The 25612-nt window shown below is 58.4% G+C and carries 27 protein-coding genes; 15 read left to right on the top strand and 12 right to left on the bottom strand.

What is annotated here, in order from left to right; genetic code table 11:
* The first annotated feature begins 243 nt into the window (after positions 1–243).
* From glnA to aspS, 3 genes are all read left to right on the top strand, one after another.
* Positions 244–1671, top strand: coding sequence for a type I glutamate--ammonia ligase (gene glnA / locus NT131_02085; protein MCX6650434.1), 1428 nt, complete (start codon positions 244–246; stop codon positions 1669–1671).
* Positions 1672–1876: 205 nt separating this feature from the next.
* On the top strand, positions 1877–2341 hold the full coding sequence (locus tag NT131_02080) for an Lrp/AsnC family transcriptional regulator (protein ID MCX6650433.1): 465 nt from the start codon (positions 1877–1879) through the stop codon (positions 2339–2341).
* A 174-nt stretch (positions 2342–2515) separates the two neighbouring features.
* Positions 2516–4336: an aspartate--tRNA ligase gene (aspS, locus tag NT131_02075; GenBank protein ID MCX6650432.1), complete on the top strand. Its 1821-nt coding sequence runs from the start codon at positions 2516–2518 to the stop codon at positions 4334–4336.
* On the opposite strand, the gene gatB is transcribed toward aspS, so the two are convergent.
* From gatB to gatC, 3 genes are read right to left on the bottom strand one after another with little or no spacing between them, the layout of a single operon-like run.
* A complete protein-coding gene (gatB, locus tag NT131_02070; protein ID MCX6650431.1) occupies positions 4333–5667 on the bottom strand; it encodes an Asp-tRNA(Asn)/Glu-tRNA(Gln) amidotransferase subunit GatB in 1335 nt (444 codons plus the stop codon). The two genes, aspS and gatB, sit on opposite strands and share 4 nt — an antisense overlap.
* Complete coding sequence (locus NT131_02065; protein MCX6650430.1) at positions 5664–6980, bottom strand: amidase family protein; 1317 nt, start codon at positions 6978–6980, stop codon at positions 5664–5666. The genes gatB and NT131_02065 overlap by 4 nt, the downstream gene beginning before the upstream one ends.
* Positions 6977–7249: an Asp-tRNA(Asn)/Glu-tRNA(Gln) amidotransferase subunit GatC gene (gene gatC, locus NT131_02060; protein MCX6650429.1), complete on the bottom strand. Its 273-nt coding sequence runs from the start codon at positions 7247–7249 to the stop codon at positions 6977–6979. The genes NT131_02065 and gatC overlap by 4 nt, the downstream gene beginning before the upstream one ends.
* A 104-nt stretch (positions 7250–7353) precedes the next feature.
* Here gatC and NT131_02055 point away from each other — a divergent pair, with 104 nt between their 5' ends.
* Positions 7354–7782 (top strand): ribonuclease HI family protein, encoded by a 429-nt coding sequence (locus NT131_02055; GenBank protein ID MCX6650428.1) that lies wholly within the window; start codon positions 7354–7356, stop codon positions 7780–7782.
* Between the two features lie 149 nt (positions 7783–7931).
* Here the strand turns inward: NT131_02055 and hisS are convergent, their stop codons facing one another.
* Positions 7932–9179 (bottom strand): histidine--tRNA ligase, encoded by a 1248-nt coding sequence (gene hisS, locus NT131_02050; protein MCX6650427.1) that lies wholly within the window; start codon positions 9177–9179, stop codon positions 7932–7934.
* Positions 9180–9271: 92 nt separating this feature from the next.
* Here hisS and NT131_02045 point away from each other — a divergent pair, with 92 nt between their 5' ends.
* Positions 9272–9631 carry a hypothetical protein gene (locus NT131_02045; GenBank protein MCX6650426.1) on the top strand — a complete coding sequence of 120 codons (360 nt, stop codon included), beginning with the start codon at positions 9272–9274 and terminating at the stop codon, positions 9629–9631.
* Here the strand turns inward: NT131_02045 and NT131_02040 are convergent.
* Together NT131_02040 and NT131_02035 are read right to left on the bottom strand one after the other, a co-directional pair.
* Complete coding sequence (locus NT131_02040) at positions 9628–10791, bottom strand: aminotransferase class I/II-fold pyridoxal phosphate-dependent enzyme (GenBank protein ID MCX6650425.1); 1164 nt, start codon at positions 10789–10791, stop codon at positions 9628–9630. The two genes, NT131_02045 and NT131_02040, sit on opposite strands and share 4 nt — an antisense overlap.
* Positions 10792–10836: 45 nt before the next feature.
* Positions 10837–11952 (bottom strand): GTP-binding protein, encoded by a 1116-nt coding sequence (locus NT131_02035; GenBank protein ID MCX6650424.1) that lies wholly within the window; start codon positions 11950–11952, stop codon positions 10837–10839.
* Positions 11953–12215: 263 nt separating this feature from the next.
* Between NT131_02035 and NT131_02030 the strand changes: the two genes are divergently transcribed.
* The 4 genes from NT131_02030 (at position 12216) to NT131_02015 (ending at position 16751) form a co-directional block, all read left to right on the top strand.
* Positions 12216–13187, top strand: a complete 972-nt coding sequence (locus tag NT131_02030) for a zinc ribbon domain-containing protein (GenBank protein MCX6650423.1) — start codon at positions 12216–12218, stop codon at positions 13185–13187.
* Positions 13188–13265: 78 nt separating this feature from the next.
* A complete protein-coding gene (locus NT131_02025) occupies positions 13266–15251 on the top strand; it encodes a DNA topoisomerase VI subunit B (protein MCX6650422.1) in 1986 nt (661 codons plus the stop codon).
* Positions 15244–16338: a DNA topoisomerase IV subunit A gene (locus NT131_02020; protein MCX6650421.1), complete on the top strand. Its 1095-nt coding sequence runs from the start codon at positions 15244–15246 to the stop codon at positions 16336–16338. Before NT131_02025 ends, NT131_02020 begins: the two co-directional genes overlap by 8 nt.
* A gap of 53 nt (positions 16339–16391) precedes the next feature.
* Positions 16392–16751 (top strand): hypothetical protein, encoded by a 360-nt coding sequence (locus NT131_02015; protein MCX6650420.1) that lies wholly within the window; start codon positions 16392–16394, stop codon positions 16749–16751.
* Between the two features lie 32 nt (positions 16752–16783).
* Here the strand turns inward: NT131_02015 and NT131_02010 are convergent, their stop codons facing one another.
* Positions 16784–17104 (bottom strand): DsrE family protein, encoded by a 321-nt coding sequence (locus NT131_02010; GenBank protein ID MCX6650419.1) that lies wholly within the window; start codon positions 17102–17104, stop codon positions 16784–16786.
* Positions 17105–17167: 63 nt separating this feature from the next.
* Complete coding sequence (gene lysS / locus NT131_02005) at positions 17168–18700, bottom strand: lysine--tRNA ligase (GenBank protein MCX6650418.1); 1533 nt, start codon at positions 18698–18700, stop codon at positions 17168–17170.
* Between the two features lie 126 nt (positions 18701–18826).
* Here lysS and NT131_02000 point away from each other — a divergent pair, with 126 nt between their 5' ends.
* Positions 18827–18994, top strand: a complete 168-nt coding sequence (locus tag NT131_02000; protein MCX6650417.1) for a preprotein translocase subunit Sec61beta — start codon at positions 18827–18829, stop codon at positions 18992–18994.
* A gap of 11 nt (positions 18995–19005) precedes the next feature.
* Here NT131_02000 and NT131_01995 read toward each other — a convergent pair whose 3' ends face one another.
* Positions 19006–20358 (bottom strand): cation:proton antiporter, encoded by a 1353-nt coding sequence (locus NT131_01995; GenBank protein MCX6650416.1) that lies wholly within the window; start codon positions 20356–20358, stop codon positions 19006–19008.
* 179 nt (positions 20359–20537) lie between these two features.
* Here NT131_01995 and NT131_01990 point away from each other — a divergent pair, with 179 nt between their 5' ends.
* Complete coding sequence (locus NT131_01990) at positions 20538–21074, top strand: inorganic diphosphatase (protein MCX6650415.1); 537 nt, start codon at positions 20538–20540, stop codon at positions 21072–21074.
* Between the two features lie 71 nt (positions 21075–21145).
* On the opposite strand, the gene NT131_01985 is transcribed toward NT131_01990, so the two are convergent.
* Positions 21146–21463: a rubrerythrin gene (locus NT131_01985; GenBank protein ID MCX6650414.1), complete on the bottom strand. Its 318-nt coding sequence runs from the start codon at positions 21461–21463 to the stop codon at positions 21146–21148.
* An 83-nt stretch (positions 21464–21546) separates the two neighbouring features.
* Here NT131_01985 and NT131_01980 point away from each other — a divergent pair, with 83 nt between their 5' ends.
* Positions 21547–21906 carry a hypothetical protein gene (locus NT131_01980; protein ID MCX6650413.1) on the top strand — a complete coding sequence of 120 codons (360 nt, stop codon included), beginning with the start codon at positions 21547–21549 and terminating at the stop codon, positions 21904–21906.
* Between the two features lie 5 nt (positions 21907–21911).
* On the opposite strand, the gene NT131_01975 is transcribed toward NT131_01980, so the two are convergent.
* On the bottom strand, positions 21912–22316 hold the full coding sequence (locus NT131_01975; GenBank protein ID MCX6650412.1) for a hypothetical protein: 405 nt from the start codon (positions 22314–22316) through the stop codon (positions 21912–21914).
* A 184-nt stretch (positions 22317–22500) separates the two neighbouring features.
* On the opposite strand from NT131_01975, the gene NT131_01970 reads away from it, so the two are divergent.
* Genes NT131_01970 through NT131_01960 form a run of 3 tightly spaced genes read left to right on the top strand, consistent with a single transcriptional unit; the run spans position 22501 to position 24858 of the window.
* Positions 22501–23487 (top strand): ATP-binding cassette domain-containing protein, encoded by a 987-nt coding sequence (locus tag NT131_01970; GenBank protein MCX6650411.1) that lies wholly within the window; start codon positions 22501–22503, stop codon positions 23485–23487.
* The gene (locus NT131_01965; GenBank protein ID MCX6650410.1) at positions 23480–24214 is read left to right on the top strand and encodes an ABC transporter permease; all 735 of its coding nucleotides are present in this window, start codon (positions 23480–23482) and stop codon (positions 24212–24214) included. Before NT131_01970 ends, NT131_01965 begins: the two co-directional genes overlap by 8 nt.
* Positions 24211–24858 carry an ABC transporter permease gene (locus NT131_01960; GenBank protein ID MCX6650409.1) on the top strand — a complete coding sequence of 216 codons (648 nt, stop codon included), beginning with the start codon at positions 24211–24213 and terminating at the stop codon, positions 24856–24858. Before NT131_01965 ends, NT131_01960 begins: the two co-directional genes overlap by 4 nt.
* A gap of 68 nt (positions 24859–24926) precedes the next feature.
* Here the strand turns inward: NT131_01960 and NT131_01955 are convergent, their stop codons facing one another.
* Entirely contained in the window at positions 24927–25421 is a 495-nt protein-coding gene (locus NT131_01955; GenBank protein MCX6650408.1) for a PH domain-containing protein, read from the bottom strand.
* Between the last annotated feature and the right edge of the window lie 191 nt (positions 25422–25612).

The raw sequence follows: 25612 nt of genomic DNA, 5'->3' as shown, positions 1-25612 counted from the left end.
TACAATTGAATAGTAAAATTATAATTTAATGCGCATGTAACTATCAACAAAAGCTTTAACTATACATTTATCTATTAGCACCTTTTGTTGAACATAAGATGTCGTCTTGAAGACCTCAAGGGATGTGAAAGGACGGACAAGTGCTGCTCTTACCTCGTTCAACAAAGGTGCGCCTCCGACATGAGGCCGTGAGTGGAGGAAAACAAGATGGTGATGGCAACCGGAAAGGACAAAGCGCCTAAGATGGACGGAAAGGAACGGATCGACGAAGTGCTCAAAATGTGCGGGTCGGACAAGGTAAAGATGGTCGATTTCAAGTTCGTCGACATGCCTGGGACGCTGCAGCACGTCTCTATACCTTCGAACAAGCTGAGCGAGAGCCAGTTCAAAGAAGGCCATGGTTTCGACGGCTCCAGCATCAGGGGGTTTGCCCATATCAACGAGAGCGATATGATCCTTATACCTGATGCATCGACCGCGATCATCGACCCAGTAAACAAGATACCGACCCTCTCGATCATCTGCGATGTCGCGGACCCAGAGAACGGTAAGAGGTATTCCAGGGACCCGAGGTACGTGGCGCAGAAGGCCGAGGAGTACCTGAAGAGCACTGGCATCGCCGACACTGCTTACTTCGGGCCTGAGCTGGAGTTCTTCGTGTTCGACTCGGTGAGCTTCGATCAGAACCAGCATTCAGGATACTATTACATCGATTCCGAAGAGGGCATATGGAACTCAGGTGCGAACGGGAAGCCGAACCTGGCCCACCGGCCCAGGAACAAGGAAGGCTATTTCCCTGTACCGCCGGTCGATACCCTGCAGGACTTCCGCTCGGAGTGCGTCATGAAGCTGATGGACGCGGGGATAGACTGCGAGGTACATCACCATGAAGTGGCCACCGCCGGGCAGTGCGAGATAGGCATGCGCTTCCAGACCATCACCAAGATGGCCGACAGCACCATGATGTACAAGTACATCCTGAAGAACACCGCCAAGGAGCATGGCAAGACGCTCACCTTCATGCCCAAGCCCCTGTTCAACGACAATGGGACCGGGATGCATGTCCACCAGAGCCTGGCCAAGAACGGTGACAATATCTTCTTCGATAAGGACGGGTACGCCCTGCTCAGCGAGACCGCCTTGTACTATATCGGCGGATTGCTATATCATGCCCCCTCGCTTCTGGCGATCACCAACCCGTCGACGAACTCATACCGTCGGCTGGTCCCAGGGTTCGAGGCGCCAGTGAACCTGGTGTACTCCAAGAGGAACCGCAGCGCGGCCATCAGGATACCGGTGTATTCCAAGAGCCCCAAGAGCAAGAGGATAGAGTTCAGGCCCCCGGACGCCACCAGCAACCCGTACCTGGCCTTCGCCGCCATGCTGATGGCTGGCCTGGACGGCGTAAAGAAGAAGATCCATCCGGGCGAACCCCACGACATGGACCTTTTCGAGCTGTCGAAGGAGGAGCTGAAGAACATCAAGACCGTCCCAGGCAGCCTGGAGAAGGTGTTGGAGAACCTGGAGAGCGACCAAGACTACCTCCTTCAGGGCGGAGTGTTTACCAAGGACCTGCTGGAAACATGGATCGACTATAAGCGTCATAAGGAGAACGATGCCATTCGCCTCCGCCCGCACCCGTACGAGTACTTCCTGTACTATGATGCGTGAGGGGAACGGCCCTCTCCAGCAAATCTTTTCCATCCCCTTATTTTTCGTGACCGTATTACGGTACTGTTCTCAACTGAACTTTTCCTGTCAAACGAGCCACATCATTATTTGAAGGATTTCTTTAGACATTTGGACAATACTATATCAATCTTAAAAGACATATATCTAATAAAATATATTCCATTAGTATCTCAGGGGGCACATCATGCTAGATGAATTGGATAAAAGGATCATCGAGGAACTTTGCAAGTCTAGCCAGGGTTCTTCCAGAGCTATAGCGAAGCGCTTGGGTATCCATCCTACCACCTTCATTCAGCGCGTCCGCAACCTGGAGAAGCAGGACGTGGTCAGGGGTTACCGGGCCAACGTGGACTATATGAAGCTGGGCTACGAGTTCATGGCCATCGTCCACATCTACGTCGAAGGGGACCTGATGGGCGTTCAGAAGAGTATCAAGGAGCTGAAGAACGTCGTCGCCATCCTGGACGTTACCGGGGAATGCGACTCCATCGCCTGGGTGGCCTGCCGTTCCCGCGAGGAGTTCAGCCGGGTGGTGAAGTCCATGCTGACCATACCCGGGGTCAAGAAGACCAACACCTACGTCATACTGAACGTGATCAAGGACCCGTTCAACTTCCTGCCGGACTTCAGCCACGCTGAACAGGAATGAGGTTCTTTTAAACACATTCCGTCCGTCTTATTATTTGCATGTTGTCATTGTGACAATAATATCATTATTTTATTGCCATATGTGGGCATTTTGCTCTATTTTAAATGGACAAGGATTTAATAGGGAATCCACGTTACTCCGCCTCACCGACCATATCCAACCAGAGGAATGGAAATGTTGAGGACACACCATTGTGGACAATTGAGTAAGGATGACCTTGGCAAGCGAGTGACCCTCGCCGGTTGGGTAAGGTTCTACAGGGACCATGGGGGCGTGCTCTTCTACGACATAGCTGACTCCCACGGGAGCACCCAGGCGGTGTTCGACCCTGAGGCCACCAACAGCGGGGACTTGGAACGGTTGGAGACTTCCTTGAATAATATCGGTCGGGAGTTCGTCCTGACCGTCACCGGCGTGGTCAGGGACCGCGTGGAGGGCACCGCCGACCCGCGCAACCCTACTGGACAGATCGAGGTCCTCATCGAGAAGGCCAAGGTGCTCAGCCGCTCCAAGGTCATACCCTTCGAGGTGGCCGAGCAGAAGAACTCCATGCTGCCTGGCGAGGACCTGCGCCTGAAGTACCGTTACCTGGACCTGAGACGGAAGGAGATGAACGCCAACCTCAGGTTCCGTTCCAAGATCATCTCGAGCACCCGCCATTTCCTCGAGAACGAGGATTTCATGGAAGTGGAGACGCCCATGTTGACCCGCAGCAGCCGCGAAGGCGCCAGGGACTTCCTGGTCCCCTCCCGCACCATGCCCGGGCAGTTCTACGCCCTGCCGCAGTCACCGCAGCTCTACAAGCAGATGCTGATGGTCGGAGGGGTGGAGCGTTACTTCCAGATCGCCCGCTGCTTCCGCGACGAGGACAGCCGCGCGGACCGCCAGCCGGAGTTCACCCAGTTGGACCTGGAGATGTCCTTCGTGGAGATGGAGGATATCCTGAGCATAGTGGAGCGCATGTACGTCTCCGTGTGGAAGGACATGTTCAACGAGACGCTCTCAACCCCGTTCCCGCGCATCAGCCTCAAGGACGCCCTGGCCAAGTATGGCACGGACGCCCCGGACGTGCGCTTCGGCCTGGAGATGAAGGAGGTGACCGACCTGGTCAGGGAAGCTCCCTACGAGATATTCCAGAAGATCCTGGCCAAGGGAGGTGTGGTCACCTGCATCAACTTGAAGTCGTCCATGCTCAAGGAGCAGGACGCCGACGGCTCGGTGGGGCGCAAGCAGGTGGACCGGCTCATAGAGTGGGCCAAGTCCCAGGGCATGGGAGGGCTCACCTGGATGCGCATGACCCCGGAGGGACTGAGCTCTAACATCGTGAAGTACTTCCCGGAGAGCGTCCGGACCGCCCTGGCCGAAAGGACCGGGGCCGAGAACGGCGATCTATTGCTGTTCCTGGCCGGACCGCGGGAATCCACGCTCAAGGCCGGCGGACAGCTGCGCCTTAAGCTGGCCCGGGACCTGGGGCTGCTGGACGGAAAAGCCCATCAGTTCATCTGGCTGGTATCCTGCCCTCTGTTCCAGAAGGACCCGGCGACCGGCGGTCTGACCAGTTTCCATCATCCGTTCGTGCGACCTGTCGGTGACGTCATCCCGGAGGGCAAGGATTGCGAGAAGGCCATAGGCCACTCCTACGACCTGGTCCTGGACGGCAGCGAGATTGGCTCCGGTTCCCTGAGGAACCACGACCCGGAGATGCAGCGTCGTATGTTCCGCATCCTGGGCATGGACGAGGAGACCATGCAGCGGGAGTTCGACTTCTTCCTGGAAGCTTTGGAGTACGGCGCCCCGCCCCACGGCGGCATCGGCATGGGCATGGACCGCCTGTGCTCCATATTGCTGGGCTGCGAGAGCATACGCGATGTGATCGCCTTCCCCAAGAACAAGAAGTTCCAGTCCCTGCTTGACGGCGCGCCAACGAAGGTGGAGGAGGCCAAGCTCACCGAGCTGCAGCTTCTCTGTCTGGCCGAAGAGGACAAGGAAGACTAAACCCTTTTATCCAATTCCTTTTTTACCTCTTCCACTACCTCTTTCGATGAGTGGCGCCCCTTGCTCTCCTTCATCATATGCCCGATGATCATGTTGGCCGCCTTGGGGTTCTTGCGGTAATCGGCCAGGACCTCCGGATGCGCCTCGATGCAATCGGTGATGAGCAAGCTCAGGTCGCTCTCCTTCGCTCCAGCTTCTTTCTGCTGCACACCAGCTAAGGTCAGGATGCGACGCTTGGCCTCGTTGTCGGTCAGGCTGCCCTCGGCATCCGCCCTCACGATTTTGGTGATCTCGGGCCAGAGCTCGGGCCGCTGCAAGGCGGACCAGTTGCTAGATATCGGCCCCATGGTCCAGGTGACGGCCTTCTCCGGCGGAACGAAACGGCATAGCTCCTCGAAGAGGTCCGCCAGCGTGGATGATGTCAGCACCAATTGCTTGGCCGTGGCCTCGTTGATCTCATGGGAATCGACCAGGCGTCGAGCCCTAGCGAGCGGCGTCTCTTTGAGGTTCATCGCCCTGGCCATATCCCCGATGCGGAACTCGCCCAAGTCCGGTTCCCCTATGTAGCCGTAGTCCTCCTCGGTCTCCTTTTCCCGGGCGGGCATAGTCACCTTGCGCTCCTCGTCGAAGCGCCGGGTCTCCCGGACCACCTTCCTGTCTGCCGCTAGTAGCTTGGCCTGGCGGTTGGCCTCGAACCTCAGGGCACGCTCCAGGTTCTTCAGCCCCTGCACGTTCTTGACTTCCACCCTCTCCTCGCCCATGGATATGTTGGCATCGACCCGCACGTTCTGCTCGTCCTGGGCCTCCAGTCCGACCAGCGAGCGCAGCTCTATTATCAGCTGGTCGATGAAGGACCGGGCCTCCTCCGGGGAGGTCAGGTCGGGGGCGGTGACGATCTCCACCAGCGGTATTCCGCTGCGGTTGTAGTCGACGAAGGCTATCTCTTCTCCGGACCGACCTACCCTCTTGATGCGCCCAGGGTCCTCTTCCAGATGCACCCGCCAGATCCCGATCCTCCGGCCGTTGACATCGAAGTGACCGTCCGTGCCCAGGGGAGATTCGTACTGGGTTATCTGGAAGTTCTTGACCAGATCGGGATAGAAGTAGGTCTTGCGGGAGAACCAGATCCTCCCCTCTATCTTGCAGTTCATGAATCGGGCGATGCTCACCCCCGTTTCCAGGGCCTGACGGTTCAGAGAGGGACGCGACCCCGGGTAGCCCAGGCACACCGGGCACACGTTGTGGTTCGGCTCCGCCGAACTGGTGGGGCAGGAACAGAACAGCTTGGATTTGGTCGGCAGCTGGAAATGCATCTCCAGTCCTATCTTCATGGTCTGGCCTCCGGGTGATGGTATGCGAACGCGCCTTCCCAGGCCGCGGCCATCTCCAGCAGGTCCATCTCGTGCCAGTGGTCGGCCACAAGCTGCATGCCCACCGGCAGCCCTTCGGAATATGCGCAGGGCAGCGATATGTGGGGCATCCCCGTTAGGTTGGGGGGGATGGTGAGGAAGTCGGCCCCGTACATCTCCAAAGGCTTCATGCGGCTAATCTCCTCGAACTTGGGGGCTATAAATGGCATGGTGGGAGTGAGCACCGCCTGGTGCTCCTGCAAGACCTTTCGGTACTCATCGATGAGCATCTGTCTCACCGCCAACGATTTCAGATAGTACCGGGAACGGAAACCGACCATGCGGCAGTACGTTCCGAGCAGAATGCGCCGCTTGGCCTCGTCGCCGAAGCTTTCGGAACGCACCCCGGTGAAGAAGTCGTTGAAATGCTGGTTCAGCTCCTCCTCCCGGCGGCCGAAGCGCATGCCGCAGTAGCGCGCCAGGTTGGTGGACGCCTCGGACGTCGCCAGTATGTAGTAGGCGGGCATGGCGAAGCGTAGGGAGGGCATGGATATCTCCCTCACTTGGACGCCCATTTCCTTCAGCCTTTCCACGGCCTCCTGGAAGCCTTTGCGCACCGCGGGGTCCAGGTTGACCAGGGACTCGGTCGGTACCGCCAAGGAATCAGGCATCGCCCCCTGGGTCGGGAGAACGGGTTGGGCGCAGGAGGTGGGGTCCTTGGGGTCGGGACCGGCGATGGTCCGGAAATGCTCCTTTACCAAGGAGGAGGATCGGGCCAGGAGCCCCACCTTGTCCAGTGAGTTGCCGTAATCGATCAGACCGTAGCGCGAGACGCGGCCGTACGTTGGGGATAAACCGACCACCCCGCAGAAGCAGGCCGGCCCGGAGATGGAGCCACCAGTGGATACGCCCAGGGCGACGTGTCCAGGTATCAGGCAGGCGGCCGCCCCGGCCCCGCCGGAGGACCCCCCGCAGGAGCGGGTGATGTCGAACGGGTTTAGTGGTATCCCATGAGCGGAGTTGACGCTGAAGGTGCCGAAGCCGAACTCGTCCATGGTGGTCTTTCCGACCAGCTGCCCCCCGGCGTCCTTCAGTCGCCTGATGGGGGTGGCGTCGAAGGGAGGTGCGTAGCTCTCGAGCACCGCCGACCCAGCCCGGGCCTGGAAGCCTATGGCGCACAGGTTGTCCTTGGCCGAGAAATGGAACTTGGCCTCCTCGATCGGGACCGTCTCGGTGAAGGCCCGGTACTTCTGCTGGGCCAGCCGTATGAGGCCTTGGGTGACGGAAGCGCTCACGATAGTCTGGGCCCCCTGACGTAGTCCTCGTAGGTGCCCATCTGCTCCCTGAGGACCTGGGGGTCTATGTCCTGGGCTGGCTGGTCCTCCCGCAGCACGTCCACCACCGGTATGGGGTTTAAGGTGTAGGTGTCGCTCGTAGGCGCTTCGTCCAGCACCGAGAAATTATTAAGAATGTCGTCCAGGTCCTTGGCGTAGCGTTCCAACTCTTCCTCGGTAAGCTCGAGCCTGGCCATCTTGGCCACCCTGGCTATGGTCTCTCGGTCCATGCTATCGACGTCCGTGCCTTAGTCCGGCGAAATGGGTATAATATAGCATATTGTCAAAGTTTCGCATGGTATGATGGATTAATATCGAATCACATACTCCGCCGATGAAATTCAGGCTGTACAGCGACGGCGGATCGCGGGGGAACCCCGGGGACTCCGCTTACGCCTACATCATTTGCGATGAGAAGGGCAAGGAGGTGGGCTCGGGCTCGAACTTCCTGGGGACCATGACCAACAACGAGGCGGAGTACCATGGGCTGCTATCCGGGCTGAAGGAGATTATCCGGAGGGGCGGCACCGAGGTGGAGGTGTTCATGGACTCTGAGCTGGCCATCAAGCAGCTGAAAGGGTTATACCAAGTGAAAGCTCCCAACCTCGTCCCGCTGTACGATGAGGCATTGAGGATACTGGAGAGCATGTCGATGGCCAAGGTCACCCATCTGCACCGGGAGAACGAGGCCATAACCAAGGCCGACGCCATGGTCAACTGGACCCTGGACCAACATGCATTGGCCCGTCAGCTTCACCGTTGAACTACCGTCGTCGGGCGCCCTCGCTTTTTAACAAAAGCTTAAATACAAGATGTATTTTCGTCGTTTCGAGGCGCCGGGAGCCGGAGGAGCCATATCCTCCCATTAAATAACTCCATAAGATCCCCCCTATTATCCCGGCCCTGGCGTCCTCATTTCTTCAACTTGTCGATGACATCGTTCCAACCGACAAAGGTCTGCTCCCCGCTGATGAGGTCCCGTACCGTTACGGAACCGCTCTCCAGCTCCTTCTCTCCCACGATGATGGCGAAGCTTGCTTTCGCCGTGTCGGCGAACTTCAGGCTCTTGCCCACGCTGCGGCGCATGAGGTCCACGTCGGCGGATATCCCCGCCCGTCTGAGCTCCGAGGTTAACTGGAATGCTTTCGTCCGAACGCTGTCGCTGACCGGCACGACGAAGGCGGTGACCCGGGGACGGGGGAACTCCACGCCCTCGGTCTGCAATGCTATCAGCGTACGATCGAAACCGATGGCGAAGCCGGTGGAGAACACCTTCTCTCCGCCGAAGAGCTCGGAAAGGGAATAGGAACCACCACCGCAGATCTGCTTCTCCGCCCCCAGCTTGGGGGCGTCCACCTCGAAGACCATGCCGGTGTAATAGGCCAGTCCGCGCACCACGCCTAGGTCCACGCTCACATTGCTGAAGCCCATGGCCAGTAGGACGTCGCATACCTGTCGGATGTAGTCACGGGCCGGACCCTCGAAGGAGTCTAGCACGGACACCGGACCGGTGACCTTGGTGGTGGCGATTATCTCCTCGATGGCCTGCGGACCGATGCCGGCCTGGACCATCAGCTCCTCGGCCTCCGGGTACATCTTCTTGTCCAGCTTCTGCAGGATCGGTAGCGCCTGGTCCCCCTGGACCCCGGCCTTGGCTATGAGCTCCCTGAGAATGCCAATGTGGCCGATGCGGATGCGGTAGTCCTTCAGCCCCGTCCTCTCCAGGATGGCCGCGGCCAGACCGATGGCCTCGGCGTCCGTCTCCGGCGTGGGGCTGCCGATGATCTCCGCCCCGAACTGGAAGAACTCCCGGTACCTTCCAGCCTGCGGGCGTTCGTATCTGAAGCACTGGCCGAAGTAGAACATCTTGAGCGGCCGGGGCAGGGTGGTCAGGTCGCTGATGAAGAAGCGGATCACCGAGGCGGTCAGCTCCGGGCGGAGGCATATTTTCCGCCCTCCCTTGTCCTGGAAGGCGTATATCTCCTCCACCACCCCTGGGCCGGACTTGAGGGTGAACAGCTCGGTGTGCTCGAAGATGGGGGTGGCTATTTCGCGGAAGCCATGCAGCACGGCCTCCTGGCGCATCATGCCTTCAAAGTACCGTCGCACCTCCATTTCGTCCGGGCCGAAATCCCTGGTCCCCCGGGGCCTTTGGATCATGGACCGTGAGAAGGAACGGGCGATAATAAACATTGCGAGACTGGTGGTCAAGGGAAAGCCATAATTACCCTCGGGCCTGATTCGCTGAGAGCATGTTCGAGGATGACGAACGGAGGGAGCGCCTGCTGCGGGCTTGGGCCGACGACCTCGACCGTAAGGGGTTCACGGAGCTGCGGGTGAACTTGGACCGGTACCCGGAAAAACCGGAAGGTTTTGGCCAGCACGTCCCGGACATTGTGGCTCGGCGTAAGGACGGCCGCAGGCTGGTGGGAGAGATCTGGTTCTGCGAGTCCCTGGAGCGGAACGACATGTTCTCCCGGGCCATGAGCTACGCCTACCGCGGGGACGTGGTCATGCTGCTGGTGCCCTTCGACTGTCTGGAGGAGGCCGAAGGGCTGGTGCGGGAGTGGGGCCTTTCCTCGGAGATCTTCGTGCAGGGGATCCTTGACTAGCGCAGCGCTTGGTCCAGGTCCTGGCACAGGTCCTCGGCGTCCTCTATTCCCACCGAGAGCCTTATCATGCCGTCCCCGATGCCCAGCTTGCTGCGCTCTTCCTTACTGAAAGCGGTGTGGGAGGTGTTGATGGGCATGCTAGCCAGTGATTCCACTCCGCCCAGACTAGAGGCGCTGGCGATAATCTGGAAGCGTTTGAGCGCTCTCTCGGCCGCCTTCCTGCCCCCCTTGACCTCGAAGGTGACCATTCCACCGAAGCCGTCCATCTGCTTCTTGGCCAGCTCGTGGTCCTGGTGGGAGCGCAGCCCGGGATATATGCATTTGCTGACCTGGGGATGCGACTCCAGGAATCCCGCTACGGTCGTGGCGTTGGACACGTGCCGGCTCATGCGCAGCTCGAGGGTGCGCATCCCCCGTCCCAGAAGGTAGGCGGGCAGGGGGTCTAGGATCGGTCCTAGGACCTTGCGCTTGGCGTGCACCTTTTCCATGTTCTCATTGCTGCCCACGGCGAACCCGGCGATGACGTCCGAGTGCCCGTTCAGGTACTTGGTGGCGCTGTGGAGAACCACGTCCACGCCCATGGACAACGGCCTCTGCAGGATGGGGGTGGCGAAGGTGTTGTCGATCATGACAATGCAGCCCTTCTCCTTGGCCAGGCGGCACACCTCTCGGATGTCGATGAGCTTGAGTAGTGGATTAGTGGGGCTTTCCAGGTAGACCAGCTTCGTCCGGTTGTCGATGGCCGCACACAGCTCCTCGGCGGAGGTGGTGGGGACGAAACCCACCTCGATATCCATTTTCGGCATCTCGTTCTTCAGCAGGGAGTACGTGCCTCCATAGAGGTCCTGCATGGCCACCATCCGGTCCCCCTTCTGCAGGAAGGACAGCAGCGCGGTGCTTATGGCCCCCATTCCGGACGAGAAACAAAGGGCCGCCTCCCCTCCCTCGAGCGAGGCCAGCTTGTCCTCCACCGCCTTCACCGTAGGATTGCTGTAGCGGCTGTAGATGTAGGTGCCCTTCGGCACCTCCCCCTCCCAGGTGCGGGGGTTCTCGGTGGGGAAGGCGAAGGTGCTGCTCTGGAAGATGGGGGTGTTGATAGCGCCTTCGTAACGCATGGACAGGTCGCCATCATGGACGGAGCGGGTGGACATTCCTTTCATAGCTATCGCCAAGGGAATCTCACAGGGTCGGTATAATCGTTCCCTTCACTCGCCTGTGCGCCTGATTATGACGGAAAGGACGTCCCCGTCGGCCAACTTGTGCTCCAGTCCCACCATCTGTCCGGGGAAGCGGGCGCTCTTGCCCCACACCAGGGCGTAGCGAAAGTTTTGCCGGAACACGCGGTGCATGGAATTGCAGACGTCGCCCACGGTGCTGCCGTTCTTGGCGATGAGCGGTTCGTCCAGGTCTGCATCCTCCCCCTGCTTCTTCATGTAGACCCGGATGAGCTCCAGCTTGTCGAATATCCTGGCCTTTAGCTCGTCGATGCCGATGTCCTTGACCGCGGAGATGAGCACCGGGTCCCAATTCTTGAGCTTCTTGCGTATCTCCTTGAGGTACGTCTCGTCGGAGATGTCGATCTTGTTGATGGCCAGCACGGCGCTGATGTATATGCGGTTCCCGGTCAGTACGTCCACTAGCTGGTCCTGGTCGATGTCCTCGCGGATGACCACGTCGGCGTTGACCAGGCCGAACTCCATTATCATGGCCTTGGCCAGTTCCAGGTCTATCTTGGTCAGCTTGACGGTCGTTTTGACGTCTATGCCCCCGATTTCCCGCTTCGCAATGACCACGTCCGGGGGTCGGGTATTGATGCGCATGCCAGCGTTCTCTAGCTCCCGCACCAGCACCTGCAGGTTGGTATCGTAGAAATCTAGGATGAACAGTATGAGGTCGGATGATCGTACCACGGAAATGACCTCGCGGCCGCGGCCTTTACCCTTGGAGGCGTCGCGGATCAGCCCGGGCATGTCCAGGACCTGTATCTTAGCGCCATTGTACTCATACGCCCCTGGCACCACGTCGATGGTGGTGAAGTCGTAGGCGCCCACCTCGCTCTTGGCCCCGGTTAGGGTGTTCAGCAGGGTGGACTTGCCCACGCTGGGAAAGCCGACGAGGGCCACGGTGGCGTTCCCGCTTTTCTTGACCGAATAACCTTTGGCCGGGCCTCCGGCGGATGTCCTCCGCTTCTCCACGTCGTCGCGCAGCTTGGCCATCTTGGCCTTGAGCTTGCCGAGGTGGTATTCGGTGGCCTTATTCTTCTGCGTCTTGTCGATCTCGTCCTGGATCTGCTTGATCTGCTCTTCTATCGTCAGGGCCATCTTAGTTTATCCTCACTTCACAGGCATTTGTGACCGCGCCTCCCAAGGACAGGTTCACCCTCGACCTGGGTGCGTTCCTGTAAGGGCATGGGTCTACAATAGTGAAATCCAGATTGACGGCCTCAACATCTGTTACTATTATTAAAATATCGGCTTTCGACCCAGGAGCCGTATTGGTCGGTTCCAGATGTGCATCCCGGCCATCGCACGCCCCCGCCTGTCCATACAAAAGGATATTAAGATGCGATATTTATGGGCGGCCGATGTCGGTCTTGGATGCGTTCAATGACAAGATGAAAGGGCTGCGCCAATCGAAGGACGGCCTGATCGTAGGGCTCGTGCTGACGGTCTTGGTCACGGTGCTCCTGACCGTCGTCTCCTACCTCTGGCTCTCTGACATATTGTGCTTCCTGCCCATGCTCGTGGCCTTATTGGCCTATGGGATACCCACCTATTTCGGCCTCAAGGACCGTAAGAAGCTGGCGGTTTTCGGTCTGGTGCTCTTCCTGATAATAGGGCTGTCCGTCGGAGCTGCTCTCTACACCACTATCGCCAACTACGAGGGCGATCCGTTGAGCTCGGATGACAATACTCTGGTGCAGGGCACGGTCACCCCCATAGATGGTGTGCCGGGGGACACGTACACCTTTAACGTCACCCTCACCAGCGGTTCCAACAGTTCGATGGTGCGTTTGTTACTCACCAACAATTGGGGGGACGAGAACGGTAATCGCAATCTGACCATGCTCTGGGTCTCGAACAGTTCTTTGGGTAGGGTATATCAGCTGCAACTTGACGACCTGGACGAGGGCATCTATTATTATCAGTACACGCTGGACAACGGCACGAACTACGTTATCACTGATCAGAACTTCGGGCCGGTCAACGCCGACATGAACAAGGTGCTGAGTAATTCCCTGGTCTCCGGCATCCTAGTGTCCTACGTGGACATGGCCTTGCTGTTCTACATCCTGGTCCTCATGACCTGGTGGATGGACCGCTCCAAGAAGAAGGTCTACGAGATGGAGCAGAAAAGGACCAAGGTAAAGGAGAAGAAGGCCGTGGACGAGAAGTTCGTCTGCTCTGACTGCGGGGCCGACGTGCCGGCGGACGCCGACAAATGTCCGGCCTGCGGCGCAAGCTTCGAAGAGGAGAAGGAGCTGCTGTGCCCGCAATGCTCGGCCAAGCTTCTCAAGACCGACGAGAAGTGCTGGAACTGTGGCAAGAAGCTCTGAGGCGCAAAACCTTTTTACTGCGCCCGGGGATATGCACCCCGGGATGCAACTTACCTTTTACTTTCAGAGGGATGTCCAATGAGTTCGATCGCTGACGAGCTAGCGAAAAAGCAGAAGGAGATTTCCGTCTCCGAGTTCTTCGAGCGCAACCGTCACATTCTGGGCTTCGATTCCCCGGTGAAATCGCTCATCATGGGCATCAAGGAGGCGGTGGACAACTCCCTGGACGCCTGCGAGGAGGCCAGCATCCCTCCTGAGATATTGGTCGTGGTGGAGAGGGTGGACAAGGACGAGTACCGGGTCACCGTGGAGGACAACGGACCGGGCATCGTCAAGAAGATAATTCCCAACGTCTTCGGGCGCCTTCTTTACGGTTCGCGCTTCCACGCCGTGCGGCAGTCGCGCGGTCAGCAGGGCATAGGCATCTCCGCCACCGTCATGTATGGGCAGATCACCACCGGCAAGCCCGCCACGGTGGTATCCAAGACCGGAGCTGACGATGTGGCCTGGGTCATGGACATCATGATCAATACCAAGAAGAACATGCCTGACGTGCTCAAGGAGGACCCCTTCGTCTGGGACGGCAAGGAGCACGGCACGCGCATCACCTATTACATCAACGGCCGGTACATGGGCGGCAAGCAGTCGGTCATGGAATACCTGAAGCAGACGGCCATCGTGAACCCGCACTCCCGCATCACTTTCGTGGACCCGGACGGCAAGCGCACCACGTTCGAGAGGGCCACCGACAACCTGCCACCGGTGACCAAGGAAATCAAGCCGCACCCCTCGGGCCTGGAGCTGGGCACCCTCATGAACATGGCCAAGGAGACCAAGAACAAGAACCTGGCCAAGTTCCTGCAGCTGGACTTCTCCCGCATAAGCGACCGCCTGGCCAAAGAGATCTGCGAGAAGGCCAGGCTGGACCAGATGGTGAACCCGGCCAAGCTTAACCTCGATGATCACAAGAGGCTTCTGCAGGCCATCGGCGAGGTCAAGATCATGGCCCCGCCCACGGACTGCCTTTCCCCCATCGGTCCCCATCTCATCAAGAAAGGATTGCGTAACGTGCTGGACGAGGTCCGGCCGGAGTTCTACGCCCAGCCGGTGACCAGGGACCCCAAGGTGCATTCCGGGAACCCCTTCCTGGTGGAGGTCGGAATCGTCTATGGCGGGGACCTGCCCAAGGACCAACCGGTGCAGATCCTGCGCTTCGCCAACCGCGTCCCCTTGCTGTATCAGCAGGGAGCGTGCGTCATAACCAAGTCCATAGAGAGCACCGACTGGAGGCGCTACGGGCTGGAGCAGCGCGGCGGCTCAGGCATACCGTACGGTCCGGCCATCATCCTGGTGCACGTAGCCTCCACCAAGGTCCCTTTCACCTCCGAGGCCAAGGAGGCCATCGCCAACCTGCCGGAGATCCAGGCCGAGGTGGAGCTCGCCCTCAAGATATGCGGGCGCTCTCTCAAGTCCCATCTGAACAAGAAGGAGACCAAGAGCAAGACCAGGGTCAAGTTCGAGATCGTGCAGGTGATATTGCCGCTCATAGCCCAGAAGAGCGCCAAGATAGTTGGGAAGCCGGTGCCGAAGCTCGGGGGCACCATCACCAAGATCATGAACGTGGTCTGGATTGACGACACCGTGACGTTCGAGAAGGGGAAGCACAAGGTGCACCTGTCCATATACAACTACACCCCGCAGTCGCAGAGGTTCAACCTGCACATGGTGCTGCCCCCGGGATCCTTCGATTACAAGGGCCTGCAGTTCTTCCCCACCGAGGTGCGGGATGACGGAAAGGCCTCTTGGGAACTGCAGAAGATAGCGTCCACGGACAAGCTAGATTTGAGATTCACCCTCACCGGTCTTAACAAAGAGGACTACGACGAGAACGAGATCTACGCCTCGGGCATCAATCCGGTGATGATCATCGGCGCGGAACCGCTGCCCGGCGACTGGGACGTCAAGGGGCTCGAGGTCACGGAGAGCGTGCAGGAGCCGGTGGCCGAGGAAGAAGAGGACGAGGTCGACTACGACGAGTCCGCGGAGGCGCTCAACGATGACTGAGGGAGAGAACAAGGCAGTGCGCTCGCTGAAGGAGATCGCCCAATCGATCTACGACCAGATAGATACCGGCCGGGTGCCGAAGATGACCCTGCCGCTGAGGACCAAGAGCAACATCCGCTTCGATCCCAAGCACGGCGTCTGGAAGTACGGAAAGGCCACCGGAGCCCGTTCTGCTAAAAAGGTCAACGGGGCTATGATGCTTTTGCGCACCATGTACGTGCTGGAGTTCATCGAGGACATGATCGCCACCAACAAGTCCTCCACCTTGAGGGAGATGTACTACATCTCCGAGGGTTGGGAAAAAGCTAAGTTCTCCTCGCAGGACGAGAGCAACCTGCTGGCCGAGGACCTGGAGATCGTCACTACCTGCCTGCGCGAGGACTTCAAGCTGCGCCCGGAGGAGGACGGGGCTCGGGTCATCGGCGACCTGACCTTAAGCGAGATGGACCGAAAGGGCAAGTTGAAGAAATTCAACTGCCGAGACGACGTTGGCGACTCCGGGTACGGCATCCCTTACAACGTGGAGAAGGAGAAGCTGCAGCTGCTCAGCACCAACGCCAAGTTCGTGATAGCCATAGAGACCGGTGGTATGTTCGACCGTCTGGTGGAGAACCGCTTTGACGAGGATAACGACGCGGTCATAGTGCATCTGAAAGGGCAGCCGGCCCGTTCCACCCGCCGTTTCATCAAGCGCCTGAACGAGGAGCTGAAGCTGCCAGTGGTGGTCTTCACCGACGGTGACCCCTGGAGCTTCCGCATCTTCGCCTCGGTGGCCTACGGTGCCATCAAGACCGCCCATATCTCCGAGTACCTGGCCACGCCCACGGCCGAGTTCGTGGGCATAAGCGCCTCGGACATCACCAACTACAAATTGCCGACGGACAAGCTGACGGACATGGACGTTCGAGCGCTCAACGCCGAGCTGAAGGACCCCCGCTTCGCCGACGAGTACTGGAGGGGCGAGATCGAGACCATGCTCAAGTTGAACAAGAAGGCCGAGCAGCAAGCGCTGGCGAAATACGGCCTGGACTTCGTGACCGACAAGTATCTTCCGGAGAAGCTTGGCAACATGGGCGTCCTGCGCTAGGCTGGACGGGGCAAGTTTGATTATCCGGCCCCACATTATTCCATCTGAAGTCGATGAACGACCGTACCTCGGTGACGTTGACCAGTTTGACGCTCTCGTACATGATCATGGCCACGGCCGCGGCCTTGATGATCGCCTGGGTCCTGGAGGACTGGACCCTGTTCATACCGGCCATGCTATTGCTGGGGGGAATCTTCGCCCTCTTCATCGGCCTGCGCCAGCGGTCCGGGTCCTTGGTCCGCAGGGAAAGGAACGACGCTAACTACTTCATGTTCTGGGGGACCCTGCTGATAGCCTTCGGCACCATTTGGATGGTAAATTACGCCTACCCGGGGAACCAGTTCTTCCTGCTGATAGCCTTCCTGATATGGACAGGCGTGGCGATACTGCTCTTCACCATCAGGAAGAGATGATCCCCTGGCGAGGGGACACGGCGATGCTCAGCTCAAAAAGTGATCACCCTGTCGCTCTCGGTGATTATCCTGTACAGATCGGCCATCTTTGATAGTGCACAGACCTGGGTCTCCCCCTTGGCCCTCAGTTTCATGCAGGACGTGCAGCTGAAGGTCTTTCCTCCGGCGTCCATGAAAGCCTTGATCTCCTTGGTGATGTTGAACTTCTCATTGCCCAGGTCCTCACATTCCACGCCCTTGGCCAGCAGGAACATGTAGACCTGGTCGCCCTGGGTCAAGGAATAAATGCCTATCCTGAACGCTTGAAATACGGTCTCCGGGTCGTTAGAGTACAGAACCATTCCGAGCTTCATGTATGCTGGTTTGATGCTGTTGATATAAAAAAGGAGTGGAAAGAAGGTTCGGTTTCCGAGAGCTCAGGCCTCGGCCAGTCGCTTGAGCACGAACTCCTTGTCCAGGGTGGACAGGAAGAAGCCCAGCCGGGGGCCGGAGCGCCTGGCGATGAACAGCCGGTAAAGCGCCTGGAAGCATACCTTGGGCTGCATCCCGCGTCCCTTGGCCGTCTCGTAGATAGCGTCGTGGATGTGGTCTCCGGTCCATTCGGTGGTGGCCAGGCGTTCCCTCAATTTGGCGATGTAACCCTTCTCTTCCTCAGTGATTTCCACGTCCGGTCTTTCCTGGCTGACGGTGTAGAGCACCTCCTCGGGGGCGAAGACGCTGAGCCAGTGCCGTACGCATTCCAACCTCTGTTCCAGGACGTCCATGTCCTCTTTGGAAATGTCGTCTATGCTCATGGAGCGCTTGAGGACGTTGATCGCGCCCTCGAACGAATCGGATATCTGGGCCACACTGACCAGGTGCCGGTAGGGCACCTGCAAGGGCAACTTCTTGCGGACCCCGGAGGGCTGGGCGATCTCGTAAGCCCGCAACAGGTCCTTCTCCTTCTCGTCCTCGCCTCCGTTGAAATAGAACGTTTCCACCTTGTCATACTCGTCCACGATGTCCAATATGCCTATGCCTGGGTCGTAGTCGATGTGCCTCTCCGGGTTGTAGCGCATCACGCTGAAGGCCAGCACGGGGGCGGGGGTGATCTGCAAGGCGTCCGTCCCGGTGACCACGTTGCTGGTGGACTTGTGCATCTGGCCCTTTCCCTTGAACTGGATGAACTCGTAGGGCACCGGGTGGGGCGGCTCCACCTTGTATATCTCCCTGGCCAAGCGCACTCCGCTGTCGTAGGACCCTCCGGCGGCGGCGTGGTCCTTGCCGAACGGTTCGCATGTTACTCCGAATAGCTTCCATTTGGCCGGCCATTCCACGCGCCAGGGCATCTTGCCCTCTCCCTTGCGTATGTCGGCGTCGCCCTCGTACCCGCACGAGCATCGGAAATGTACGTAGGGGAACTCGTAACCGGTTATCTTGTCGCTGAACAGGCCGCACTTCGGGCATTCCGCAGAGAACGGCCAGAAGTCCTCGGGCATTTTCCTTCCGGTGACCTCGCCCAATATGCTGGCGACCTGGGCCCGTTCCCGTAGGACCAGGTCCACGATCTCGGTGAACTTGCCCTCCTCGTAGAGTTTGTGCGTCCAGATGATGCGGGGTTTGATGCCCAGCTCGCCAATGGCGTTCAGGAAGGGAGTGATGTAATGCTCGGCGTAGCTGCCGTGGCAGCCGTCCGGGCAGGGAATGTAGCAGATGGGTTTGCCCACCTCCTTCTCGAAGCATTCAGGGAGGAAGGGGTAACGCTTTCGTAACGGATCGTACGAATCTACCAGATAGATGAAGTCCACGTCGGCCTTCTGGTCCTTGAGGGCCTTGTAGACCGCGTTGGCGGTTATGGACTCCCTCAGGCTGCCTACATGGATGGAGCCGGAAGGGGTGATGCCCGTGGAAATGAGATGCTTGCCGCCCCTGGCCACTAGGGTGTTAGCTATCACGTCTGCCCAATGCATATGTTATCAGGCCGTGTAAACCGCCCCGCATTAAAAGGGTTTCGCAGCCTGGACCTTTGACATCGGGTGTTCCGCTCCCCTCCTAAATATTTTTATATCCTTTTGTAGGTAGCAGGTCCGATCGACATGGCTAAGGAAAACAAGACCGGGGGATTCCAGTCCGCGGCAGGCCTCATCAGGTACTTTGACAGTGAGGACGAGAAGGCCTTGAAGATGAGCCCCTATGTGGTCATCGCCCTGTGCGTGATAACCATAGCCGTGGTCGTGGTGGCCAGCGCGCTCTACCCGACGTAAACGTCCTAAGATCATTCGGTCCTTTGCTCGACATCTGCAGGGATCCGGGCTTGATTTTTTCCATGTTTCCTTTTGAACGTGTATGATAGTAGCGGTGGCGCCATTAATGTGGTGGCCACAGACATGAAGACGATGGCATTGTAGAGGTTCTGCTCAATGAATGGAAGACCGGTTCCTTTATCTATCATTGTTATGCCGATGCTAGCAACGATTAGGCCGACCTCGCCACGGGGGATCATGCCCACCCCGATAATGGCCATAGACTTCCCACCGAGCTTCTTGGCTCCCAGCCCGCACCCTATGAACTTGGTAACGATAGCGATCCCGGTTATCACCAGGGCCAGTACTATTACGTCTTTGAAATCGGCCAGTACGACACTTATGCCCACGAAAACAAAGAAGAATGGAGACAGGAACTCAGTGATGGGCTCAATCTTGCTCTCACAGGGCCAGGTGTCCTTGAACTCGGCGAAGGCCATTCCTGCCAGGAAGGCTCCGATAATTGCCGCTAGACCTATGTACGAGGAGACGAAGGAGAGAGCAAAACAGATTATCAGAGCCAGCGGGAGGGGGCTGATGCCCTTGGACCTGCGGTCAGTGGTCCTGAGCCTGACTGCCTTCTTCTCCCTGCGCTTCTTGGGATAATTGGGGAACAGACGAGAGAACAATCCTCTGGGCCGGTCATCTCCGAAACTGGCCCTCCTCTTATCGCTCCTTCCCTTGACCATCTTCGGCAGCAAAAGGGAACCGATGAATATTATGGCCAGGACGAACAACACTGCCTCAACGGACACCAGGCCCACCTGGACTATATCGAAGGCGCCTCCGCCAGCGATGCCGACTACGATGGCCAGTACGATCATGCCTTGCACATCGTCTATTACTGCGGCCCCGATAATCACTCGCGATTCGATGGTGCGCATGAGGTCCATGTCTTTGATTACTCGGGCGGTGATGCCCACGCTGGTGGCTACCAGCGCAGCCCCCACGAACAAGGACTCGATAAGCGGATAGCCCAGGCCGACCATGAGACCGTAACCAGCGAAGAACGGGAGGAGGACCCCGCAAGTGGCCACTAGGATGGCGGTCCCACCTATCTTACGGATGGTGCTGAACGGCGTTTGCAGACCTACGGAGAACAGAAGGAATATCACACCCAGATTCTTGAGGATCATGAAGAAGTCCATGTCGGAATCCAGGTCGATTAAGCCCATCAAGATGGTATTGGCGATGATGATGCCCACCAGTATCTCGCCGATCACCGATGGGACCTTGGTCTTGTTGCATACTATCCTGGCTACTTCTACCAGGAGTATGATAACGAAAAGCTGGAACAAGACCAACTGAATCTCTGCCTCTCCCATCGCTTTAACAGTATGCGTTAGGTCATATATTAAGTTCTGACAGGCACACCAGTCAATTTAATCTGGTGGTCGTTAAGGTATTTTTTATCGCTTCTCTGTTCGACCTCTGTTACAAGGCGGGGGGTCAAGGCAAAAAACATAAGTAAACCAAGGCAATCGAAGTTTCTAGAGGAAAATTAATGTCATTATGGAAAGAGGTCCCCTCGGGAAGGAATCCACCTGAGATCGTCAATGTCATCATCGAGACCCCCAAGGGCAGCAAGAACAAGTACGAGGTCTCCAAGGAGTTCGACTGCATGCTCCTGGACCGCGTCCTGCACTCCAGCGTGGTCTTCCCCCTGGCCTACGGGCTCATACCCCGCACCTTCTACGAGGACGGCGACCCCTTGGACGCCATGGTGCTCATCAGCGAGCCGACCTTCCCCGGATGCGTGGTCGAGGCCCGTCCCATCGGAGTGCTGGAGATGAGCGACGAGAAGGGGCAGGACGACAAGATCCTGACCGTGGCCTGCGGCGACCCCAAGAACAACCAGTACTTCGAGCTGGAGGACATCCCCCAGCACTACCTGGACGAGATCTCCGAGTTCTTCAAGACCTACAAGAGGCTGGAAGAAAAGAAGGGGACGAACGTCATAGGCTGGCAGGGACGGGCTAGGGCCACGGAGATCGTCACGGATTCCCTGGCGCTGTTCCGCAACAAGTACGGCTACAAGTGAACTCTAAAACCCCTTACCTCCTTTTTATAGACCGAGTGGTGAAGGCGGGCTTTCCCAGAGGGGGCTTGCCCTTATTCCAGCTCTTCCTCCACTTCCTTTCGCCCCTCTTCCAGCTCCTCGCTCTGCTCCGGATCGATGAGGAGCAACAAGGTCTGGAACTCCCCCACGTGGGTCTTCTCCTCCCGGGCCACATCTAAAAGTATCTTGCGGACCTTGTGGTCCCCGGTCATGGAAGCTAACTGTTCGTATAAGCTAATAGCGTCCAGCTCGGCGATGATGGCCGCTCTCAGGATCTCCCGGTCCAGGTGGTCCGCGTTGAGGTTCTCCAGGTCGACGGGTATCTTGGACATCATGGTATCAGTGAGATTACAACATCCCTTCGAGGACATAAGTTTAGTGGAAATTGCTTCCTGTTTGAATGCCAAGGCATGGCAGCAATGGATAAATCTTCAGGCACCCATACCGGGGAAAGATGGCTGGCAGCATGAACAATGGCAATGACGGTCTTGAAGGACCGGGACCGGAAAAGCAAGCTCCTGTCCCGGTCAGTGCGATTGTGCTGGCCGCGGTCGGGGGCATGCTGCTGTTCATGGGCTTCTTCTTCGGCCTCGTCGCCAGCCTTGGCGTGGGCGGCTTCCTCGTCCCTGCCCTGGGCATATTGCTCGTGGGCGGGCTGATGGTCATCGCTGGTTATCGCATCTGGAAGAGGACCAGGGCGCATCACGAGGAGAAGATGGAAAAGGAGAAGGAACGCCTGCTCTGCGATTACTGTGGAGGGCAGAACGTCGATGGGGCTACCCAATGCCAGTTCTGCGGCGCTCCCTTGCGCTGAGGAACTTATGTTCCCAGATAGCCGCTGTAGGTGGCCTTCTTGCAAACCGGTAGCTTACCCTTGAGGCATTTATCCAAGACGTCCGTGACCTTATTGCCGTCGCATCCCGCGTGGACCTTGACCCCGGACATCTCCAGCTGCTTCAGGGCCTTTGGCCCGATGGTCCCGGTTATGACAATGTCCACCTTCTGCTTGGCCAGTTCACTGGCCACCTTGAGCCCGGATTCGCTTCCGGCCTTCCTTACTAGGTTCTCCATCACCAGATAGTTCTTCGGTTCGCCCTCGAATATGATGAAGAACTTGCTCCTGGCCATGGGGACTATCTTACCCTTCAGGTCGCTCTCGTCGCAGGTCACCGCCATGCGGCACGGTCCCTCGCCTCCAGGGGCGGTCTTGATCTTGCCTGCCATATTTAACACCTAATAGAGGTTGTATTCTCCATCATATCATTATATCGTTACTACACTTGAAATGCTCGAACCAACGGTCGCTGCCCATCGGATGCCACGAATCGTGTCCCTGCCCGGGCACCTTCGGTCGATACCAGTAAAAGTTTATTAAAGTCTAAGTTCTGCCATGGGAACGGGGAGATACGTGAGCTGTGGGAATGAGGTCGTAATCAAGGTGAAGGGGCTGGTTAGGACCTACCGCAGTTCCTCCGGTATGTTCCATCAGAAGAGGAGGGAGACCGTGGCCGTGGACCATATCGACCTGGAGGTCCGGCGCGGCGAGCTGTTCGGTCTGCTGGGCCCGAACGGGGCTGGTAAGACCACCACCATCAAGGTGCTCACCACTCTGCTGCTGCCCACGGAGGGCAGCGTGAGGATCCTGGGCCACGACGTGGTCAAGGATTCCATGGAGGTGCGGAAGCACATAGGTCTGATCCTGGGAGGGGAGAGGGGGCTTTACTATCGCGTTACTGCGCGCCAGAACCTGAGGTACTTCGCAGATATCTACGGCGTTCCCCTGAGCATTAGGGACCAGAGGATTGACGAGGTCCTGAAGAAGGTCGGCCTGACGGACAAGGCCGACATCCGGGTGGAGGACTACTCCCGGGGCATGAAGCAGCGCCTGCACATCGCCAAGGGCATAATCCACGACCCGGAGCTGATATTCATGGACGAGCCCACCATCGGCCTGGACCCCCAGGCGGCCCGTGACGCGCGGGAGATGACCAAGGACCTCATTACCGAAGGCAAGACCGTCCTGCTCACCACCCATTACATGTTCGAGGCCGACGAGCTGTGCAACCGCATAGGGGTCATAGCTCGCGGCAAGATCGTGGCTCTCGATACGCCCCATGGACTTAAGTCCCTGGTGAAGGACACCTCGGTCATCGAGGTGGAGGGGTTCGGCATCACCAACGGAGACCTGGACGCGTTGAAGGCGCTCCCCGGCGTACGCACCGTCTCCGCCAACATGAGCGAGGACAAGCAGGTCCTGAGGGTACAGGCCGGGGACGCTTCCGCCCTGCTGCCATCGGTGACCAACCTGCTCAACGGGAAGAAGATCATCGGCATACGGATCAAGGAACCGACGCTGGAGGACGCCTACCTGTGGCTGGTGAGGGAAGATGCCTAGGCTGAGAGCGCTCACCGCCTCCTTCTGCCACCAGGCCAATATGTTCTTGGCCGAGCCGCAGTGGCTGATACCGAACATCATCGCCCCTTTCATATTCACCATGGTGGTCCTGATGCTGTTCCAGGACCCCGGCCCCGACGCCCTGCTGTACGCCGTGCTCGGCGGGGGGATGATGGGCATGTGGGGGAACACCCTGTACGCTTCCGGATTTTCCATCCAGTCGGACCGCTGGTGGGGCACGGCGGACGCCATATTCGGCGCGCCGAGCCCGCTCATATGGATCATCGGCGGACGGACGCTTTGGAACGCTCTGATTGGTATCCTCAATGGGCTGTTCGTGCTCGTCGTGGTCGTCGTCGCGTATCAAATGCCGTTCCAGGTGGCCGACCTGCCCCTGTTCCTGCTGGCCTTCATTACTACGCTGCTGTCCCTGGCCGCCCTGGGGATGCTGTTCAGCGCCGCCTTCGTGCTCACCCGCTCGGCGCAGGTGCTGACCAATGGGCTGGAGTTCCCTATCTACGTCGGAACGGGAACCATGTTCCCCATCGCCCTGCTGCCTTTCTGGACCGGCCCGCTCTCTCTCTCCCTGGCGCCCACCTGGGGCATAGACGCCATCCGCTACGCGGCCTTGTCCGGGTACGATCAGGGGCTGTGGGTGGGATACTGGGGGGACATGCTGGCCATGGTCCTGCTCTGGCCTTCTTCGTCTACGTCGCGACGTTCGTGAACAACGACGACATAAGCGTGGCGTACGTGGCCATCGGGAACGCCCTGCAATCGCTGGCCTCGGTCAGCATTTTCGCAGTGTGCAACATAACCGGGGAGGAGAAGCAGCAGGGGACCATCGAGAACCTGCTAGTGTCGCCGGCCAACCGCTTCTCGGTGTTCGTCGGTAGAGCCATGTTCCAGATCGTCAACGGCATCGCCACCGTGGTCATCGCCTTCTTCTACGCGGCCTTCATATTCAACGTGGACTTCTCCCAGGCGGACCTGGTGTCCCTGGCCGCGGTCATCCTGGTCACCACCTTCGCCATGACCGGGTTCGGTCTGATGCTTAGCTCGCTGGGGCTGTTCCTCAGGACCTCCATGATAATCGCCAACGTCTTCCTGTTCATCGGGCTGCTGGTGTGCGGGGTCAACTTCCCGGTGTCCTACCTGCCGGTGTGGCTGCAGCCCGTCTCCTACGCCATTCCTATGACCTACGGGACGGAAGCGGCCAGGATGGCTGTGGACGGTTCCTCGTTATCGCAGATATCCGGGCTGTTGGGGCTGGAGGCCCTGGTGGGGTTCGCTGTTCTCATCGTCGGCTATTTCATGTTCCGGGGCTTCGAATATCTGGCCCGCAGCCGGGGCACGCTAGACCAGTTCTAGAGATCAGAACGCTGAGCCGTGATTCACTCGTGTACCGGATGGGCCTTCTTCACCGCTTCGCAGATTATCTACTGCACACCATAGGGGTCGTTCAAGGACCATAAGGCCGGCCGGGTAGCGTTCGGGCCGGCCTCCATGACCATCCCGGAGGCGGTGGAGACCATCACCGAACCGGTGCCGAAGAAGCGGTCGATGATGCCCACCTTGACGTACACCTCGCGCACCCATTCGTTGTCGATGTAGCGGGTGTCCAGGCCGATAACGCCGGTCTGCGTGATTATGCGGCGGTCGGTGACGATGTACTCGGTGTTGTTGTACCTCAGCCACTGGATGATCGGCCCGCCGAATAGGATGAAGAGGTCGATGAGCATGAAGATGGAACCGAAGATGAGGAACTCTGAAGGCGCCCTGGTGGAGCTTGTCGATGCGGTCCAGAACAATGAAAAACCGAAGAACATCAGTCCTGGAATTATCCCCCTGAACCCGGAGAGCAGGAAGGACATGAACTCCGGCCCGCCCTGCCATAGGACCTTCTCCACGGGCTCCAGGTTCTGCTGCGCCAAGGGCGTGTTGCCAACAATTGTGGCAGCGGATGGACATTAGGAGGCCATGCTCTCCCCACAGCTTCCGCAGAACAGATTGCCGTTGGGATTGTCCTTTCCGCAGTTATTGCACTTCGTATGACCCCACCTCAGATTGCATTCATTGGTCATAGTAAAAAACTAATCCTGCCTAGGGTGAGGTCTGAACTAAG

Source organism: Methanomassiliicoccales archaeon (assembly GCA_026394395.1).
Lineage (GTDB): Archaea > Thermoplasmatota > Thermoplasmata > Methanomassiliicoccales > UBA472 > UBA472.
The sequence above is the reverse complement of the archived record's forward strand: the minus strand, read 5'-3'. Positions and strand labels throughout refer to the sequence as shown.

Bases quoted from the DNA above. Each gene is read 5' to 3' on its own strand.
- gatB (MCX6650431.1), bottom strand. From the start codon at position 5,667: ATGAAGATAGGACTGGAGATGCATTTCCAGCTGCCGACCAAATCCAAG.
- lysS (MCX6650418.1), bottom strand. From the start codon at position 18,700: ATGCATTGGGCAGACGTGATAGCTAACACCCTAGTGGCCAGGGGCGGC.
- NT131_02020 (MCX6650421.1), top strand. From the start codon at position 15,244: ATGACTGAGGGAGAGAACAAGGCAGTGCGCTCGCTGAAGGAGATCGCC.
- NT131_01965 (MCX6650410.1), top strand. From the start codon at position 23,480: ATGCCTAGGCTGAGAGCGCTCACCGCCTCCTTCTGCCACCAGGCCAAT.
- NT131_01985 (MCX6650414.1), bottom strand. From the start codon at position 21,463: ATGTCCTCGAAGGGATGTTGTAATCTCACTGATACCATGATGTCCAAG.
- NT131_02030 (MCX6650423.1), top strand. From the start codon at position 12,216: ATGTCGGTCTTGGATGCGTTCAATGACAAGATGAAAGGGCTGCGCCAA.
- NT131_02040 (MCX6650425.1), bottom strand. From the start codon at position 10,791: ATGAAAGGAATGTCCACCCGCTCCGTCCATGATGGCGACCTGTCCATG.
- NT131_02000 (MCX6650417.1), top strand. From the start codon at position 18,827: ATGGCTAAGGAAAACAAGACCGGGGGATTCCAGTCCGCGGCAGGCCTC.
- NT131_01995 (MCX6650416.1), bottom strand. From the start codon at position 20,358: ATGGGAGAGGCAGAGATTCAGTTGGTCTTGTTCCAGCTTTTCGTTATC.
- aspS (MCX6650432.1), top strand. From the start codon at position 2,516: ATGTTGAGGACACACCATTGTGGACAATTGAGTAAGGATGACCTTGGC.
- NT131_02010 (MCX6650419.1), bottom strand. From the start codon at position 17,104: ATGAAGCTCGGAATGGTTCTGTACTCTAACGACCCGGAGACCGTATTT.
- NT131_02015 (MCX6650420.1), top strand. From the start codon at position 16,392: ATGAACGACCGTACCTCGGTGACGTTGACCAGTTTGACGCTCTCGTAC.
- NT131_02035 (MCX6650424.1), bottom strand. From the start codon at position 11,952: ATGGCCCTGACGATAGAAGAGCAGATCAAGCAGATCCAGGACGAGATC.
- NT131_01990 (MCX6650415.1), top strand. From the start codon at position 20,538: ATGTCATTATGGAAAGAGGTCCCCTCGGGAAGGAATCCACCTGAGATC.
- NT131_02080 (MCX6650433.1), top strand. From the start codon at position 1,877: ATGCTAGATGAATTGGATAAAAGGATCATCGAGGAACTTTGCAAGTCT.
- NT131_01980 (MCX6650413.1), top strand. From the start codon at position 21,547: ATGGCTGGCAGCATGAACAATGGCAATGACGGTCTTGAAGGACCGGGA.
- glnA (MCX6650434.1), top strand. From the start codon at position 244: ATGGACGGAAAGGAACGGATCGACGAAGTGCTCAAAATGTGCGGGTCG.
- NT131_01975 (MCX6650412.1), bottom strand. From the start codon at position 22,316: ATGGCAGGCAAGATCAAGACCGCCCCTGGAGGCGAGGGACCGTGCCGC.
- NT131_02055 (MCX6650428.1), top strand. From the start codon at position 7,354: ATGAAATTCAGGCTGTACAGCGACGGCGGATCGCGGGGGAACCCCGGG.
- hisS (MCX6650427.1), bottom strand. From the start codon at position 9,179: ATGATCCAAAGGCCCCGGGGGACCAGGGATTTCGGCCCGGACGAAATG.
- gatC (MCX6650429.1), bottom strand. From the start codon at position 7,249: ATGGACCGAGAGACCATAGCCAGGGTGGCCAAGATGGCCAGGCTCGAG.
- NT131_02025 (MCX6650422.1), top strand. From the start codon at position 13,266: ATGAGTTCGATCGCTGACGAGCTAGCGAAAAAGCAGAAGGAGATTTCC.
- NT131_02045 (MCX6650426.1), top strand. From the start codon at position 9,272: ATGTTCGAGGATGACGAACGGAGGGAGCGCCTGCTGCGGGCTTGGGCC.